The organism is Streptomyces sp. NPDC007025, from assembly GCF_042869455.1.
Taxonomy (GTDB): domain Bacteria; phylum Actinomycetota; class Actinomycetes; order Streptomycetales; family Streptomycetaceae; genus Streptomyces.
The window spans coordinates 100,729-115,116 of the sequence record NZ_JBIAFT010000005.1 but is presented as its reverse complement, the minus strand read 5'-3'; the positions used below and the strand labels follow the sequence as shown (position 1 = coordinate 115,116).

At 68.1% G+C, this 14,388-nt stretch carries 17 protein-coding genes; 15 read left to right on the top strand and 2 right to left on the bottom strand.

Going from position 1 to position 14,388, the window contains the following annotated elements; all coding sequences use genetic code 11:
- Positions 1-31 precede the first annotated feature (31 nt).
- The 6 genes from ACFYMO_RS11570 (at position 32) to ACFYMO_RS11545 (ending at position 4,657) form a co-directional block, all read left to right on the top strand.
- Positions 32-937 (top strand): alpha/beta fold hydrolase, encoded by a 906-nt coding sequence (locus tag ACFYMO_RS11570; RefSeq protein WP_388545806.1) that lies wholly within the window; start codon positions 32-34, stop codon positions 935-937.
- A gap of 243 nt (positions 938-1,180) precedes the next feature.
- Positions 1,181-1,747: a GNAT family N-acetyltransferase gene (locus ACFYMO_RS11565; RefSeq protein ID WP_366773017.1), complete on the top strand. Its 567-nt coding sequence runs from the start codon at positions 1,181-1,183 to the stop codon at positions 1,745-1,747.
- Positions 1,748-1,945: 198 nt separating this feature from the next.
- Positions 1,946-2,437, top strand: a complete 492-nt coding sequence (locus ACFYMO_RS11560) for a hypothetical protein (protein WP_366773016.1) — start codon at positions 1,946-1,948, stop codon at positions 2,435-2,437.
- A 52-nt stretch (positions 2,438-2,489) separates the two neighbouring features.
- Complete coding sequence (locus ACFYMO_RS11555) at positions 2,490-3,287, top strand: hypothetical protein (protein WP_366773015.1); 798 nt, start codon at positions 2,490-2,492, stop codon at positions 3,285-3,287.
- A gap of 284 nt (positions 3,288-3,571) precedes the next feature.
- The gene (locus ACFYMO_RS11550; RefSeq protein ID WP_388545801.1) at positions 3,572-4,303 is read left to right on the top strand and encodes a ferritin-like domain-containing protein; all 732 of its coding nucleotides are present in this window, start codon (positions 3,572-3,574) and stop codon (positions 4,301-4,303) included.
- A 174-nt stretch (positions 4,304-4,477) separates the two neighbouring features.
- The gene (locus ACFYMO_RS11545; protein WP_388545798.1) at positions 4,478-4,657 is read left to right on the top strand and encodes a hypothetical protein; all 180 of its coding nucleotides are present in this window, start codon (positions 4,478-4,480) and stop codon (positions 4,655-4,657) included.
- Positions 4,658-4,732: 75 nt separating this feature from the next.
- Here the strand turns inward: ACFYMO_RS11545 and ACFYMO_RS11540 are convergent, their stop codons facing one another.
- Together ACFYMO_RS11540 and ACFYMO_RS11535 are read right to left on the bottom strand one after the other, a co-directional pair.
- A complete protein-coding gene (locus ACFYMO_RS11540) occupies positions 4,733-4,924 on the bottom strand; it encodes a hypothetical protein (RefSeq protein ID WP_388545795.1) in 192 nt (63 codons plus the stop codon).
- Positions 4,925-5,358: 434 nt separating this feature from the next.
- Complete coding sequence (locus ACFYMO_RS11535) at positions 5,359-5,718, bottom strand: MerR family transcriptional regulator (RefSeq protein WP_366773011.1); 360 nt, start codon at positions 5,716-5,718, stop codon at positions 5,359-5,361.
- 121 nt (positions 5,719-5,839) lie between these two features.
- Here ACFYMO_RS11535 and ACFYMO_RS11530 point away from each other — a divergent pair, with 121 nt between their 5' ends.
- The 9 genes from ACFYMO_RS11530 (at position 5,840) to ACFYMO_RS11490 (ending at position 14,334) form a co-directional block, all read left to right on the top strand.
- Positions 5,840-6,436 (top strand): DsbA family protein, encoded by a 597-nt coding sequence (locus ACFYMO_RS11530; protein ID WP_366773010.1) that lies wholly within the window; start codon positions 5,840-5,842, stop codon positions 6,434-6,436.
- Complete coding sequence (locus tag ACFYMO_RS11525; protein WP_366773009.1) at positions 6,433-6,918, top strand: deaminase; 486 nt, start codon at positions 6,433-6,435, stop codon at positions 6,916-6,918. The genes ACFYMO_RS11530 and ACFYMO_RS11525 overlap by 4 nt, the downstream gene beginning before the upstream one ends.
- Positions 6,919-6,964: 46 nt before the next feature.
- Positions 6,965-7,285: a multidrug efflux SMR transporter gene (locus ACFYMO_RS11520; protein WP_366773008.1), complete on the top strand. Its 321-nt coding sequence runs from the start codon at positions 6,965-6,967 to the stop codon at positions 7,283-7,285.
- 53 nt (positions 7,286-7,338) lie between these two features.
- Positions 7,339-7,773, top strand: coding sequence for a multidrug efflux SMR transporter (locus ACFYMO_RS11515; protein WP_366773007.1), 435 nt, complete (start codon positions 7,339-7,341; stop codon positions 7,771-7,773).
- 925 nt (positions 7,774-8,698) lie between these two features.
- Positions 8,699-9,067 carry a type II toxin-antitoxin system RelE/ParE family toxin gene (locus tag ACFYMO_RS11510; RefSeq protein WP_243084624.1) on the top strand — a complete coding sequence of 123 codons (369 nt, stop codon included), beginning with the start codon at positions 8,699-8,701 and terminating at the stop codon, positions 9,065-9,067.
- Positions 9,067-9,390 (top strand): helix-turn-helix domain-containing protein, encoded by a 324-nt coding sequence (locus tag ACFYMO_RS11505; RefSeq protein ID WP_099882997.1) that lies wholly within the window; start codon positions 9,067-9,069, stop codon positions 9,388-9,390. The genes ACFYMO_RS11510 and ACFYMO_RS11505 overlap by 1 nt, the downstream gene beginning before the upstream one ends.
- A gap of 1,374 nt (positions 9,391-10,764) precedes the next feature.
- Positions 10,765-12,195, top strand: coding sequence for an ice-binding family protein (locus ACFYMO_RS11500; RefSeq protein WP_388545788.1), 1,431 nt, complete (start codon positions 10,765-10,767; stop codon positions 12,193-12,195).
- Between the two features lie 233 nt (positions 12,196-12,428).
- Entirely contained in the window at positions 12,429-13,139 is a 711-nt protein-coding gene (locus tag ACFYMO_RS11495) for a DUF5819 family protein (protein ID WP_366773005.1), read from the top strand.
- Between the two features lie 73 nt (positions 13,140-13,212).
- Positions 13,213-14,334, top strand: coding sequence for an HTTM domain-containing protein (locus tag ACFYMO_RS11490; protein WP_366773004.1), 1,122 nt, complete (start codon positions 13,213-13,215; stop codon positions 14,332-14,334).
- Positions 14,335-14,388 lie beyond the last annotated feature (54 nt).

Here is a 14,388-nt window from a genome sequence, read left to right as displayed (position 1 = left end):
TAACCCTCATAAGGCATCGAAGGGGTTAGAAATGGTTGAGATCCGCCACCACTACGCGACCGTCCGGGGACACCGGCTCTTCTACCGGGAAGCGGGACCGCGCGAGGCGCCCACGCTCGTCCTCCTGCACGGCTTCCCCACCAGTTCGCGCATGTTCCGCCACCTCATCCCGGCGCTGGCCGACCGGTTCCACGTCATCGCCCCCGACCACCTCGGCTTCGGCAACTCCGACGCCCCGCCCGCCGACGCGTTCACCTACACCTTCGACTCCCTGACCGACCTCACCGAAGCGCTCCTGGCCCAGCTCGGCGTCACCCGCTACGCCGTCTACGTCCAGGACTACGGCGCCCCCATCGGCTGGCGGCTGGCCCTGCGCACCCCGGACGCGGTCACTGCCGTGATCACGCAGAACGGAAACGCCTACGACGACGGCTTCGTACCGGACTTCTGGGAGCCCGTCTGGGCGTACTGCGAGGATCCGGGCCCCCGCACCGAACCCGCCGTCCGCGGCGCGCTCTCCCTCGACGCCATCCGCTGGCAGTACCTGCACGGAGTGGACCGCCCCGAGCTGGTCGACCCCGACACCTGGGCCGCCGACCACCGCGAGATCGACCGACCGGGCCTCGACCTCGTACAGCTCGCCCTGTTCCGCGACTACGCGAGCAACCCGCCCCTCTACCCCCGCGTGCACGCCTACTTCCGGGAACGGCACGTCCCCCTGCTGGCCGTCTGGGGCGCCGGTGACGAGATCTTCGGCCCGGACGGCGCCCGCGCCTTCGCCCGGGACCTGCCGGACGCGGAGATCCATCTGATCCCCGGCGGCGGACACTTCCTCCTCGAGAGCCACCTGGACACCGTGGCCGGATACATCCGCGCCTTCCTCACCGGCCCGGCCGGGGCGGCGCTGAGGCGCGCGGAGTCCTCCGCGGACGGATGACCGCGGAACGGACACCAGGGCCGGAGCCGGTGGGACGGACCAGGGAGGCGCGAAGAGGCGCCGGGGCCCTGGCCGACACGTCGCTCGCCAGCTCCTCGCGGTGATCGACGGCTGGCCCGCACCGGAGAGTCCGGCCCCGACGGTCAACTGGTCCATGGAGGCCGTGCGCGTCCGAACGGAACGGTGACGGGCCGGGAATCGTCGGGGCCGTGGGGGCGGAACACCTCCGCATACGATCGGCAGGTGAACGACAACGCCATCCTGCACGCGGGCGCGACGCCCTCCGCTCCCGCACTCGTACTTCGTCCCTGGCGCGGGGAGGACGCTGCTGCTCTCGTCGAGGTGTTCCGGGATCCCGTACTGCGCCACTGGACCGGCTCGGCCGTTGAGAACGAGGGCGAGGCGATGCAGTGGGTGCGAAGCCAGGAGCGATGCTGGACAGCGGGGAACCGGTTCGGGTTCGCGGTTCTCGAAGTGCGACCCGATGCACCACAAGGCCGGCTGGCGGGCCAGGTGGTCCTCAAGGAGGTGGCGTCCGGCAAACCGTCGGCCGAGGTGGGCTACTGGACCGCGGCGCACGCCCGCGGGCACGGAGTGGCGCCGCGCGCTGTGGAGGCGCTCACCGGCTGGGCCTTCGACGTCGTGGGAGCCGGCGCGCTGGAGCACCTGGAACTCCTGCACCAGGTGGACAACCCGGCATCGTGCCGCGTCGCGGACAAGAGCGGGTACGGCCTCGACGCAGTCCTGCCCGCGGCGCCGCCGTCCTTTCCCCGCCAGGGGCATCTGCACATACGGCGCAGGGATTCCTGAGATCCCCTCGGCAAGGCCGCGCGAGCCGCGGGGCCTCGGGGCCTCGGGGCGTTCGACGAAGCGACCCCGTTCTCGAGGGCGTCGGCGCGGACCAGGGCGACGAGACGGGGTGCAGTGATCACGCGCCAGTGGTCCGGCGCGGACGAGCGGTCACAGGGGCCAACCGGACAGCGGAACAGGGGAATCGTGCGGAGACGGTTGCGGAAGCTGTCCGTGGACGGGCGGGAGTTCACCTGGTCGGGCCGCATTCTCCAGGTGGCCGGTGAGCGCGACTGCCACAGATGTGTCCGGCTCCGCGTCTGGGGCGCAGGAAAGAACAGCCGGGCCCTCCAGGCGGATCTGTTGTCCAGGGCTGTCCTGCCGTGGGGCTGTGCGACCGACTCCCAGTACCCCCACCCAGCCGACGTACGAAAGGTCATCGAGTATGCGCTGTCGCGCGGTTGGGCCCCCGTCCCAGCCGGTGGAACATTCTTCCTGAGCGAGGCCGAACACGGATCGGCGTTCGAGTCGGACCGCTTCCTGCTCACCGACCGCCTCCGGGACGCGGCAGCACCGGACCCGACCACCCGGGTGCTGCGCGCCCTCGACGAAAGCCGCACCGGAGCTCCCGGCACCGGCGCCCAGCTGTCATCCGAGGACCGGCCTGGCTCCACGGCTCCGGCTCAAGACCGCGGAAGCCCGGAGCTGTAGAGTGCTCTCTTCGCCAGGCCCCCTGCGCGGAGTCCCACCGGCAGGTCGCTTCATGTCCCTCTCTCCTGACTCCGATCCGTACACCGTGTGGCGGCACGCGTTGGCGGAGGCCGACCGGGTCTTCGCCTCGCCTCCCGAGCTCGACCGTCCGGTGGACGGCTGTACGTACTGCACCCCGGAATCGGAGCTGCACATCCTCGGCGGCGAGCCCGCTGCCGTGCCGGACGATCTCCTCGGGCATTTCCTGCGTGAGGTCCCCAGCCACTGGGAGGCGGACCAGTACCCCGTCCTGTGGCGTCGCCTCATGCCCCGCGCACTGCGCTACTGGGGACCGGACGGGCACGGCGCAGATCCCTCCCAGGAGCTCGGTCATCTCGGCCGACTCGGTGCCGGATTCGCCGACTGGCCGGCGTCCGAACGTGCCGCTGCAGAGCGGGCCTTCCGCGCACTGCTGGCCCTCGCGCTGGTCGACGGCCGTCCCCCTGCGGACCTCACCGAACTCATCGAGGGAATCGCCCATGCGACGGAGAGTGTGGAGCCGTGGTTGGCTCACCTCGCCGGGCTTTCCGGACCAGCGGCGGACGCCGGGCTCGTCCGTCTCGCTCTCGACTGGGCGACCGAGCTCCTCTGGGAGGAGTTCGAGTTCACGTGGTGGCACGAGGGCGATCCCCAGGTGGTTGCCGCCTGGCTTGCCACGCAGCGACCCCGCATCTCCGCCTTTGCCCGGCGTCATCCGAGGTGCAAAACCGCGGCGGACGCGCTGATCGCCGTCGACCGCCTCCGGACCGGTGACCACAGCCCATGGCTGTACCCGTACGGAATGAACGAGCTGCTCGGCCTGGTCTCATGAAGCCGAGGGCGGAGCACCGGCGACACGTCGTCCGACCGGGAGACCGGCGCCGGACACGACGGCATGGCCGGATGAGCTGACGCGCCAGGCCCACCCCGGGGAGTGCATGGGCCGCTCCCAGTCGCGCTCCGGGACGGTGGCCGCGGCACCTCCGGCTGCCCCGATCCCGGACTGCCCGACGCTGATGTCGGCTGAGGCTCCCGGCGGCAGTGGAACGGTTCGGGTGTCCGCTTGCGTCGTCCCTCTCCAGGGCGCGGCGGTTGTGCCCCGGAAAGGGGATCCGGATGGATACAGGTGGCTTCGCCAAGTGGACAGGGCGGTTCGAGGACGAGCACGCGCGCCGGCGGGCGCTGGGTGATCCGGACTGGGAGCAGGGCGCGACGTTGCCTCCGGCGGTGTGGACCAGCATCCAGCGCTTCCAGGTCGGCGAGGACGGTGACGGCGCCAACCTGATCGGCAAAGCGGACCAGGCCGGCGACCCCGACTATGGGCAGGCGGTGCGGCTCTTCATAGCCGAGGAACAGAACCACGCCCGTCTTCTCGCCCGGCTGCTGACGGCTGGAGGTGTGGCGACGCTGCCCGGACACTGGAGCGATGTCGTCTTCGTGCGGTTGCGGCGTCTCCTGGGCCTCCGTACCGAACTGCTGATGCTGATGATCGCGGAGGTGGTGGCGCTGCGCTATTACCGCGCCCTCCGCGACGGCACCGACGACGCGCTCACCTCGGAGGTGGCGGGGCGGATCCTGGCCGACGAGCAGCGCCACGTCCCCTTCCACTGCGAACGGCTGCACGCCTCCCTGGCGGACCTGCCCCGGCCGGTGCGCCGCCCGACGATGGCGCTGTGGCGGCTTCTGCTGCGCGCGGTCTCTCTCGTCGTCGTCGCCGACCACGGTTCGGCACTGCGCCGACTCGGCGTCAAGCGGACGCGGTTCGTCGCCGATGTCATGACCTCGTCCCACGAGGTGGTCTCCGCAGTACTGTCGCCCCGCCCGGATGCCTGGACGAACGCGGGCTGACAACCATACGAATCACCGCTCTCTCCACCTCTTCAGGAGCCGACACGTTCTCAGGCAGTCAACGGGTCACCCCGGAACACCGGACGCCGTCATGGGAACGGCTGCTGTCCCGCACACCCGGCCGCTTCCGACCCGGTGACGCTTCCTGAGGAGCGGGAAGGGTACGAGCGTCCCATGATGCTGTGGGGGAAGCGCGTGGGTGTGGCGGTGACATACGGGGCGCTCACCGGGGTGATGTCACGCCTGTGGGAGGACACCTGGTCGGACAGCCTGACGTTCGGCATCAGCATGGCCGTGCTGATGCTCGGTGTCGGTGCGGCGACGGATATCCGGAAGCGTGCGGGCAAGGACTGACGTACCGCCCCCGGCCACACGGTCCGGGGCACGCCTTTCCCCACTCCCCGCCCTCCCCGAAGGCGCGTCCTGCCTTCATGCCGCGTCGGCCGCACTTCCTCCGGCCGAGAACAGGTCGACAACAGGCCGACGACCGCCGTGTACGGACATCGCCCCGCCGGCGTCGAACGGGGGGCCGATGAGGAGCAGGACGACCGTGTCCGCGGCCGTGCTCGCCATACTGCTGTCCGGCGCGTGCACCGCCGACGGCGCAGATTCCGCGGACACCGGCGGGCCGTCTCCGTCGATGCCGCCGAAGCCCACCGGGACCCCCGGAGAGTTGCGCCGCGGACCCGGCCGCCCGCCGGGTCCGCCAGGGACTCAAGCAACGACGACTGACACAGCTCTGCTGCCTCCGGACCGAGCGCTGCGTCACAGGCCGGCACGGGGAGTCCGATGACCTCCAACGGTCGGGCGGGGCCGAACCCACAATCAATGGATCAAGTCCCGCTCGATCATGACGCACGCTCCGTCCCGCTCGATCATGACGCACGCTCCGTCCCGCTCGATCATGACGCACGCTCCCGCGAGGTGCCCGGCCATCCGGCCTCCCCTGGTCAGCAGGTCAGCAGCGTGCCGACCGGTCCGGCCTGTGCGAGGGCTTCGAGTGCCCGCGAGCAACGCGGCGGGGGGCGCCCGCCGCGCCCACGGCGCCGATCGCTTCAGGGGGTGGCGCCGGGAAGGGCCGTTTCGCGGCGGAGGGCCTGGAGGGTTTCGCGCTCGCGCTCGATGTCGCGCTGCTTCTCCGCGAGCCGCTCGGCCTGCTCGGCGAACAGCCGCTCCATCTCGCCGTTGCGTTGCTCAAGCGGAGCGTCCAGGCAGGGCAGCACCTGGTCGATGGTGCTGCTGCCCAGGCCCGCCGCGAACAGGTGCTGGATCATCACCACGCGGTCCACCATCGACGGGTCGAAGTCCCGCCATCCGCCCGAAGTGCGCTCGGAGCGGATCAGACCGTGCTCCTCGTAGTACCGGAGAGAACGGCTGCTCACCCCGGTTGCCTCCGCCAACTCGCCTATCCGCATGGCTCCTCCTGGCCGCCTGTCGAGTAACCGGGGTCGTCGGCGTTGCACCTGACACCGGTGTGAAGACCGAAGGTACAGGCACGGCGCACACAAGGTGCGCCGGAGGAAGCCGGAGGCGAACATGGCGGCAAAGATCCACATTTGGTCCGACTACGTCTGCCCGTTCTGCCTGATCGCCGACGAGCTGATCGAGCGGGCCGTGACGGACCTCCCGGAGGTCGAAGTGGTGCACCACCCCCACGAGCTGCGCCCTCACCCCACGCCCACCCTGCGCCCGGAGGACCCTTACCTGCCCGAGATCTGGAACCGTGCCGTCTACCCGATGGCCCGGCACCACCGGATCCCGATGCAGCTGCCCAGCGTCTCCCCGCAGCCCTACACCGAACTCGCCTTCCGAGGCGCCCAGTACGCCCAGGAGCACGGCCGTGGTCACGCCTACCACCAGCGTCTGATGGCGGCCTTCTTCCGGGAGGACCTCGACATCGGGGACCGGGCAGTCCTGGCACGCCTGGCCGAGGAGGCCGGCCTGGACCCGGCCGGCTACACCCAGGCCCTGGACGACGAGTGGTACGCCGAGCGGCACCGGGAGGCCCTGGCCGAGTCGGCACGGCAGAAGATCACCGTCGTACCGACCCTCGTGATCGGCGAGCGGCGCATCGAAGGCGTGGCAACCGAAGGGGTCATCCGCCGCGCCCTGGAAGACCTGGCCGTGTCATGAGCGAACCCACCCGTGCCCCATGGGACCTGATGACCAAGGCCGTGGAGTTCTGCGTCCATCATGTCGACTCCGGTGGGCCCCCCTTCGTCGGGCAACTGCTCCACTCCGACGGCCAGGTCTCCGCACCCGGTGTGAATCTCGTCCTGGAGACCGGCGATCCCACCGCCCACGCCGAGATCACCGCGATCCGGCAGGCCGTGCGCGAGCACGGACCCGCCGGGGTCCGGGGCGCCGTACTCCTGGCGACCGGTGAACCCTGCGGCATGTGCTACCGCTTCGCCGCCGCCCACGGCATCGCCGAGGTCCACTACGCGGTGGGCCGCGACACGGCTGCCGCGTGGGGCTTCGACTACCGGCCCGGATACCCGAGCGGCGGGACCGAGCCGCTTCCCCTGGAGCGGGATGCCCGGCATCTGCCCGTGAGGCGGGCGCTGGTGCCCTTCACCCGCTACCGCGCCCTGCACCACCCCGCGTCCATCTGACGCTTCTGCACCACTCCGTGAACCACACATCCGGAAGGAACCCGTCATGCACTGGCTCTACCTCGCCATCGCCGTCGTCTTCGAGGTCGCCGTGGCCATCTCCGCGGGCAAGGCCCAGGGCTTCACCCGCCTCGGCTGGTCGGTCGCCACGCTGGTCAGCGGCGGCATCGCCACCTACGTCCTGAGTCTGGCGCTGATCACCTTCGAGGTCGGGGTCGGCTACGCGATCTGGACCTCCGCCGCCGGCGTCGGGATCGTCTTCCTGGGAGCCCTCTTCTTCGGCCAGCGTTTCGACTGGCGCAAGCTCCTCGGGATCGCCGCCGTCATCGCCGGTGTCGTCGGGCTCCAGCTCACCGGTGCCGCCTGATCCCCGCCACGGCCCACCCCACTCCGTCACACACACGCCCGAGAGGAACCGCCATGTCGATCGCCACCGCCACCACCACCGCCACCACCGCCACCACCGCCGCCGCCACCGGTCCGAGCCCCGCCGCCGCAACCAGCAAGCGCACCCGGGCCTGGCTGGTCCTCCTGCTCGCCGGAATCTTCGAAGTCGGCTACGCCCTCGCGGTGGGCGGCAGCCAGGGATTCACCATCCTGCCCTGGTCGATCGTCGCGGTGGTGTTCTTCCTGCTCACCCTGCTGGCCCTGAGCATCTCCCTGCGCACCATCGACGTCGGCATCGGCTACGCGGTGTGGGCCGGGATCGGCGCCGTCGGAGCAGCCCTGCTCGGCCCGGTCTTCTTCCCCGAGACCCTCACCCTGGGCAAGGCCGCCTGGCTCGCGCTGATCATCGGCGGCGTCGTCTGGCTGAAGCTCTCCGACCGGCCCACCGCGGAGTCCACCGAGCGGTAGAGCAAGCAGTGGGACCCCGCTGCCGGCACGGCGCGGAAGGTTTTCCCGTACGAGAGCCGCACCCCAAGACCCGGCCCTGGCCCCAGGGACCGGGTCGGCCTCTGTTCGGAGGGGCGGGACAGGACAAAGCCAAGCGTTCTTCAAAGGAACCCTGCTTCCGCACAGCGACCTCCTGGGCATCAGCCGAGAGCGGTACTGCGCTACGCCACCGCGCCCACCATGGCCTTGGCCGGCATGGCGCGCATCGCCGCGGTCCACGTCGGCTCCACGTGAAATCCGGTCGGCCCACTGCACCCGGGCGGGAATCAGCCGAGCCGCGCGGTCGAGGCCTGCGACACCGTCATGGCCGCCGACGCCTACGTCCTCGCCTGCCAACCCCACGCCAAATAGGGCATGTCAGTCCGACGGCACGTCTGCGGCATCATTCCCAGAAACCAACGGGACCCAGAGAAACAAACAAGACCCAGGTCGCTGACCTGGGTCTTCGTCATGGAGCGGGCGACGGGAATCGAACCCGCGCTCTGAGCTTGGGAAGTACCGGACATCAAGCGGGGAACCAGGTGCTGACCTGTTGAGACGTGGCTCTCCGGCCATTGCTGGGCAGGTCCTGGAGAGCCGCTGTTGACCGTGAATCGCCGCCCTGACGGGCACGCATCGGGCACGGCGGCCGACGGTGCTGAGCTCCGCGTTCACACGCGCCCTGGTCGCGGTCGCAGGTACGGCTTCGGCTGACCGGTGTCAGATGGACTGGGTGCCCCCCTCTCTGGGGTGGCGCAGAGCGCCCCGCCGGGGGATGCCGGGGGATGCCGTGGTACGTGCCCGTGCTGCTTTAGCCGGTACTTGGCCGCAGCCAGTGGCCGCTGACCTCCCATGCCCTCTTGCGTGAGCTTGCGGTATGCAATCTAACGCATATATCGTTGAGTGCATGGATGGGCAGTATGTGATCGAGGTTGAGCCCGAGGTGCGGGACTGGCTCGATTTGCTGCCCTTCCGCCTCTATCGCCGCGTGGAGGACAAGGCGGACCGTCTACTGGCCGAGCCCACGACACTCGGCGAGCCGTATTCGCGCCATCTGGGCGGCAAGCTGCGTGAGCTGCGGCTGGCGCTCGACGGGGATGCCGTCCGTATCCCCTACTGGCTCGCCCCGGGCCGGCGGATCGTGCTGCTGACCGTCTTCCGCAAGACCAGAATGCATGAGACTGCCGAGATCGAGCGTGCCCATCAGGCGCAGAAAGCCTGCGAGGCCGAGCATGGTCCGGCCCAGCACACCTACGACCGAGTCAGGGAGGCGTGATGAACCACAACCAGTGGAAGACGCGTCGTACCAAGCAGCTTCTCGGTGAAGCTGTGGAGTACGACCAGGAGTACATCGACGCACGTCTCGCCGGGGACCTCGGACAGGCCATTTACGACCGCCGCGTCGAACTCGGCCTGTCTCAGACCGAACTGGCCGATCGTGCGGAGATGACGCAACCGCAGATCTCGCGCATCGAGGGTGGAGACACCGTCCCGACGCTTCCTCTGCTGCGTCGCCTTGCCAAGGCCCTGGACGGCTCGCTGAACGTTGCGCTCACAGCGGAGGACTCCCGGGTAACCTTCACCCCGTATGCGGCCTGAGCGGTGCATGTCGCGGCTCGACAATGAACGAACCCCCGGGTCCATGACCTGGGGGTTCGCGTTGGAGCGGGCGACGGGAATCGAACCCGCGCTCTGAGCTTGGGAATCAACTGCGCCTGCAAGATCAATATGTACGTTGACCTGCGAGGACGTGCCAGAGGCGACTCATGTGACTGGCCTGGTGCCGCCGCTGTTGACCGCCGTTTCCCCCTCGGAAGGGCACGGGTGGGGCACGCGGCGCGTCAGCCCTCGCTACCTCTCGCGGGGCGGAGTGTCCCGACTTGCCACGGTCTCCGCTCCGACAGTTCCCCTGGCCGGATGCCGATGAGTAGAAGAGCCGATCAGGAGACCCGGCTCGCACAGCGGCCCACTGTGCCAACGTCTGCTCTTTCGCAACGGGATGGCTGACCGTGGGGGTGCCGCGCAGTTGTCTGACTATTGCGCATCCTGCAGGACGCAGCGGCAGGCGGTGCTGCGGAGCCAGAAGCAGTACACGTAGCTGGGGACAGAGAAGGCAGAAGGGTCGGCCGACCCCGGCGAAGGACACCATCAATCCAGCGTTGGCGCTGGTGGGCCGCGCTTCCTGGACAACCTCTCTATTCCGGTCGCGGTATGTCCCGGCAGGTCGCTTTGGCGCGGTACGGCCAGATGTCCGGAGGGGCCCGGAAATTCACGGCGGATTCAACGGAAGGAAGGGTGCCCGAGCACTCCATCGTTGACGCCTCGACGACTGCAACAACTCAGGCACGGTCCCTGTCGGACAGTACTTGACGGCACAACGAGGGCTGGCTGGGCCGAAGCTCTCACGGTGCGATTGGCAAGAAGGCGCCCGAGGTGCTCTCTGGGCACACCAAAAGCGGTTGAAGTTCGAATTATATTACCTTCCACACCGTGTAGCGGTACCTTTCTGGCGACTGTCTGCGTCGGAGGCGAACAGCTCCGCCTGTTTCGCAGGACAGCGTGGCGGCGGGGCGCCACGCCCGGGCTTTTTTCTTTGGGCTGTTCGAGAGGCTCGCCTGACGGTGGAGATCGGCACGATTAAAGGGCCCTTCATCCTGTTTGAAATGCAGTTTCTTGCCTTCGGCGTCAGATGGCCGTCGGGGAGGGGGTCGTGTCGGAGAGGTTGCATGCGCATAAGCCCTAGTCAAAATGCGTATGGTGTGCCAGTGCTTCGCCCCGACGTTGCAGTCAGTTTTCAGGGGGCGTGCAACGGCGCGAGTCGCCTCGCTCAGACCTCACTCGTCAGGTGAATGCCGTTCGCCGCCTTCGGCCTCGCCAAGCACATGCCGTTGGCATGTGCCGCAGCGATTATCTGATGAAGCGCGAGGGGCCGTGAAATTGTCCGCAGAGTCTCGTACACGGGTAGGAATCTTCATGAGATCCAGCCTCAGTGGTGCGCTCACCAGGCGTGCCGTCCCCGCGTGGCTCGCGGTGATCGCGATGATCGCCGCAGTCATGGTCGCAGTAACCGCCTCTCGAGCGCAGGCCATTGCGACAGCCGTCCCTCTCGGTACCGCAGAGAGCTACGCCGTCCTCGCAGGCCAGTCCGTCACCAACACCGGGCCGACCGTGATCAACGGCGACCTCGGGGTGCACCCCGGAACCGCTGTCAGCGGGTTCCCGCCCGGAATCGTCAACGGGGACACCCACGTGGCCGATGCCGCAGCCCAACAGGCCAAGAGCGACCTGACCACGGCGTACAACAACGCCGCGGGCCAGGCTTCGGATGCCAGTATTTCCGGTGATCTGGGTGGACAGACGCTTCTTCCTGGGGTCTACACCGCGTCGAGTTCCATCGGTCTCACGGGCACGCTGACCCTGGACGCCCAGGGCGACCCCAACGCGGTCTTCCTCTTCCAGATCGGATCAACGCTCACGACGGCATCTGCCAGCCGCGTGCTCCTGGTGAACGGCGCTTCGCCGTGCAACGTCTTCTGGCAGGTGGGCAGCTCCGCCACGCTCGGAACCAACACAACCTTCGTGGGCAGCATCCTGGCGCTGACCTCGATCACCGCAAACACCGGGGCGACCATCGAAGGCCGGGCGCTGGCGCGCGAAGGTTCCGTGACGCTGGACAGCAACCAGATCACCCGGCCGTTGTGCAACGGCGGCACCACGACCGGCACGACCACGGGTACCACGACCGGGACAACCACGGGTACCACGAACGGGGGCACCACGACTGGTACCACCACGGGCACCACGAACGGGGGCACCACTACCGGTACCACGACCGGGACCACCACGGGCACCACGAACGGCGGATCGACCACAGGCACCACGACGGGCGTTCTGGGCGGCGTCCTGGGCGGTACAGGCATCCTCACCGGCGGCACCGGCGGCCTGATCACGGGCGGCGGCGGATCGATCGCAGGCAACACCGTGGGCGGCAACACCCAAGGCAACGTCCAGGGGAGCACTGTCGGTAACACAGCAGGAAACGACGGCAACACCTCCGGCAATACCTCCGGGAACACCCAGGGCAACACGGCCGGAAACACCGAGGGCAACACCTCCGGAATCACCCAGGGCAACACCGCCGGGAATACCACGGGTGGCGGAAAGAGCGGACATCACAAGCCGTGCAAGGGTCATGGGAAGTGTGGGCATCACAAGCCGTGCAAGGGTCACGGGAAGTGTGGGCATCACAAGCCGTGCAAGGGTCACGGGAAGTGTGGGCATCACAAGCCGTGCAAGGGCCATGGGAAGTGTGGGCATCACAAGCCCTCTGGCCACCACGGCAAGAAGTGTGAGCACGGCAAGCGTGCCGGTGACGGGCCCGCGCCCTGCCGGGAGGCAGTGTAAGGAGGCCGCATTTCTGGTCGACCCGCCGGCTGACTGTTTCGTGAACATGCGCAGCTGGACGGAAAACTTGTCCAAGCGTGCACAGCAGGACCGGTAGGTCCGGCGTTCAGTCGGTGGCGCACGGATGGGGCAGTGGTGTGGCGGGGCCCTGAGGGTCCCGCCACACCCGCACCGGGTTATCAGTGGGAGAAGTTGAGCGGGCGGCGCAGTTCCGAGCTACTGGATGTGAGGGAATGGAAAGCGGACTGATCGATGAGGCGTCTACCGACGATGCGAGGGCAAGCAGGCAGAGACCGGCTGGTACATCGCCGCGCCCACGGGAGAGTTCCGCACTTTCTCGCCCGCTGCGACGAGTCGTCGAGATCGTCGCCACTCTGTGCGTGGCCACATGCCTCATCCATCTGCTTTTCGTTTTTCTGCACGTGGCGCCACCCAGTACCATTTCGAAACGATACCAGGATCAGATCAACGCATGGATCTTCCCTCTGTTCGAGCAGAACTGGAAACTCTTCGCCCCGAACCCGCAATCTTTCAATCAGAAGATCTCGGTGAGAACCATGCACACTACGGAAGGCGGAACCCGTCAGGTCAGTGACTGGTTCGATCTGTCTGCGGTGGATGATGCAGCGGTCAGGCACAGTGTCTTTCCGAGCCACACTGCGCAGAACACCCTTCGCAGGGCTTGGGCCTCTTACCTCGAGACACACGGCGGGGACGATCAACCCCATTCGGAACGGGCTCGAATGATGCAGGAGTACCTGAGGAACATCGCGGCGGATCGAGTCGCTGCGCACCGGCGGGGCTCTTTCGAGAGCGTTCAGCTACGTGTGCACACCCGTCCGATCGCGCCGCCGGCAACCGCAGGAAGTTCTCAGCCCGCGGCACCCCCTCGTGGAGAGGTCCGGCATCTGCCGTGGTGGGAGGTGACCCCCCGTGCGAACTGAGCACCCGGATTCCCCGAACTCGCCCGATACGCGGCAGGCCACCGCACAGACCGTCGGTACCGCGAGGAAACGCATGTTCGACACCGTGAGGTCATGCCGTGCTGCCCTCACCGAGCGGGCTGGTTACCTGTACGCCGCGGCGGTGCTGCGCATCGGCTACGGGTTCCTCTACCTCGTCTTTCTCCTGCGGGAGTTCCCGCACCGCGACGAGCTCTGGGGCCCCGGTTCGCCCTGGACGCCCGCGCTCGCCAACGAGTTGTTCGTGCAGACCGGCTGGTCCAGCATCCTCACTCTGTACTCGGGGCGCCCGTATTTCGAGACCTGCTACGCCCTGGCCCTCGTCACCTCCCTGCTCTTCATGCTGGGCTGGCACACCAGGGCCATCTCCGTCGCCTTCGCGGTCATCGTGGCCTCGTTCCACGCACGGACCATCTTCATGACGGATGGCGGAGACAACCTGATCCTTCTCATGTCCGTCTACCTCTGCTTCACCGCATGCGGACGCCGGTGGTCCCTCGACGCGCGCAGGCACCGGCTCCGTCCCGGTGCGACAGTTGCGGGGCTTCCGGCACCCGCGGAGAACTCCAGCCTGCGACACCAGCTCGGGACCGCGCGGCGATACCTGACGACGCTCATCCACAACTGTGGGATGCTGGTCATCGCGGCCCAGGTCTGTCTCCTCTACGGGGCTGCGGGTCTCTACAAAGTGCAGGGCAGTTTCTGGGGTGACGGAACCGCCCTCCACTATGTACTCAACCTCGACCTGTTCCGGCCCTGGCCGGCACTGTCGCACATGGTCGACAGTCAGACCACCTTCATCGCTGTCGCCGGATACCTGACGGTGTTGCTTCAAGTGGCCTTCCCATGCCTGCTGTTCAGCAGACCGAAGTACGCCCTCCTCCCGATGCTCCTCGGCATGCACCTGGGGATCGCGGTACTCATGGGACTCCCGTACTTCTCCGCCGCCATGATCGTCGCCGACGCCGTATTCCTCCCCGACCGCTTCTACACCTCCGTGAGGCGCCTCCTGCGGCGGACGGGAGGCCGAGAGGCCGACGGAAGGCCGTTCGCTCCCACCTCGGCGAAGAGTTCACTTCTGCCTTCGCAGCCTCGATCAGCGGACATGGGGCAGACGTCGCAGGACCCCACTGGAACAGATCGCCGGTTCGCTTCCGGTTCTGCGCCGCCTGGGTGACCCCTTCGGATCGACAGGGCGATGCCCTCCCGATCACCGGTGGCCGCCCAGGGG

Bases quoted from the DNA above. Each gene is read 5' to 3' on its own strand.
- ACFYMO_RS11535 (WP_366773011.1), bottom strand. From the start codon at position 5,718: ATGCGGATAGGCGAGTTGGCGGAGGCAACCGGGGTGAGCAGCCGTTCT.
- ACFYMO_RS11510 (WP_243084624.1), top strand. From the start codon at position 8,699: ATGGATGGGCAGTATGTGATCGAGGTTGAGCCCGAGGTGCGGGACTGG.
- ACFYMO_RS11545 (WP_388545798.1), top strand. From the start codon at position 4,478: ATGATGCTGTGGGGGAAGCGCGTGGGTGTGGCGGTGACATACGGGGCG.
- ACFYMO_RS11520 (WP_366773008.1), top strand. From the start codon at position 6,965: ATGCACTGGCTCTACCTCGCCATCGCCGTCGTCTTCGAGGTCGCCGTG.
- ACFYMO_RS11495 (WP_366773005.1), top strand. From the start codon at position 12,429: ATGGAAAGCGGACTGATCGATGAGGCGTCTACCGACGATGCGAGGGCA.
- ACFYMO_RS11505 (WP_099882997.1), top strand. From the start codon at position 9,067: ATGAACCACAACCAGTGGAAGACGCGTCGTACCAAGCAGCTTCTCGGT.
- ACFYMO_RS11530 (WP_366773010.1), top strand. From the start codon at position 5,840: ATGGCGGCAAAGATCCACATTTGGTCCGACTACGTCTGCCCGTTCTGC.
- ACFYMO_RS11490 (WP_366773004.1), top strand. From the start codon at position 13,213: ATGTTCGACACCGTGAGGTCATGCCGTGCTGCCCTCACCGAGCGGGCT.
- ACFYMO_RS11500 (WP_388545788.1), top strand. From the start codon at position 10,765: ATGAGATCCAGCCTCAGTGGTGCGCTCACCAGGCGTGCCGTCCCCGCG.
- ACFYMO_RS11555 (WP_366773015.1), top strand. From the start codon at position 2,490: ATGTCCCTCTCTCCTGACTCCGATCCGTACACCGTGTGGCGGCACGCG.
- ACFYMO_RS11550 (WP_388545801.1), top strand. From the start codon at position 3,572: ATGGATACAGGTGGCTTCGCCAAGTGGACAGGGCGGTTCGAGGACGAG.
- ACFYMO_RS11570 (WP_388545806.1), top strand. From the start codon at position 32: ATGGTTGAGATCCGCCACCACTACGCGACCGTCCGGGGACACCGGCTC.
- ACFYMO_RS11525 (WP_366773009.1), top strand. From the start codon at position 6,433: ATGAGCGAACCCACCCGTGCCCCATGGGACCTGATGACCAAGGCCGTG.
- ACFYMO_RS11515 (WP_366773007.1), top strand. From the start codon at position 7,339: ATGTCGATCGCCACCGCCACCACCACCGCCACCACCGCCACCACCGCC.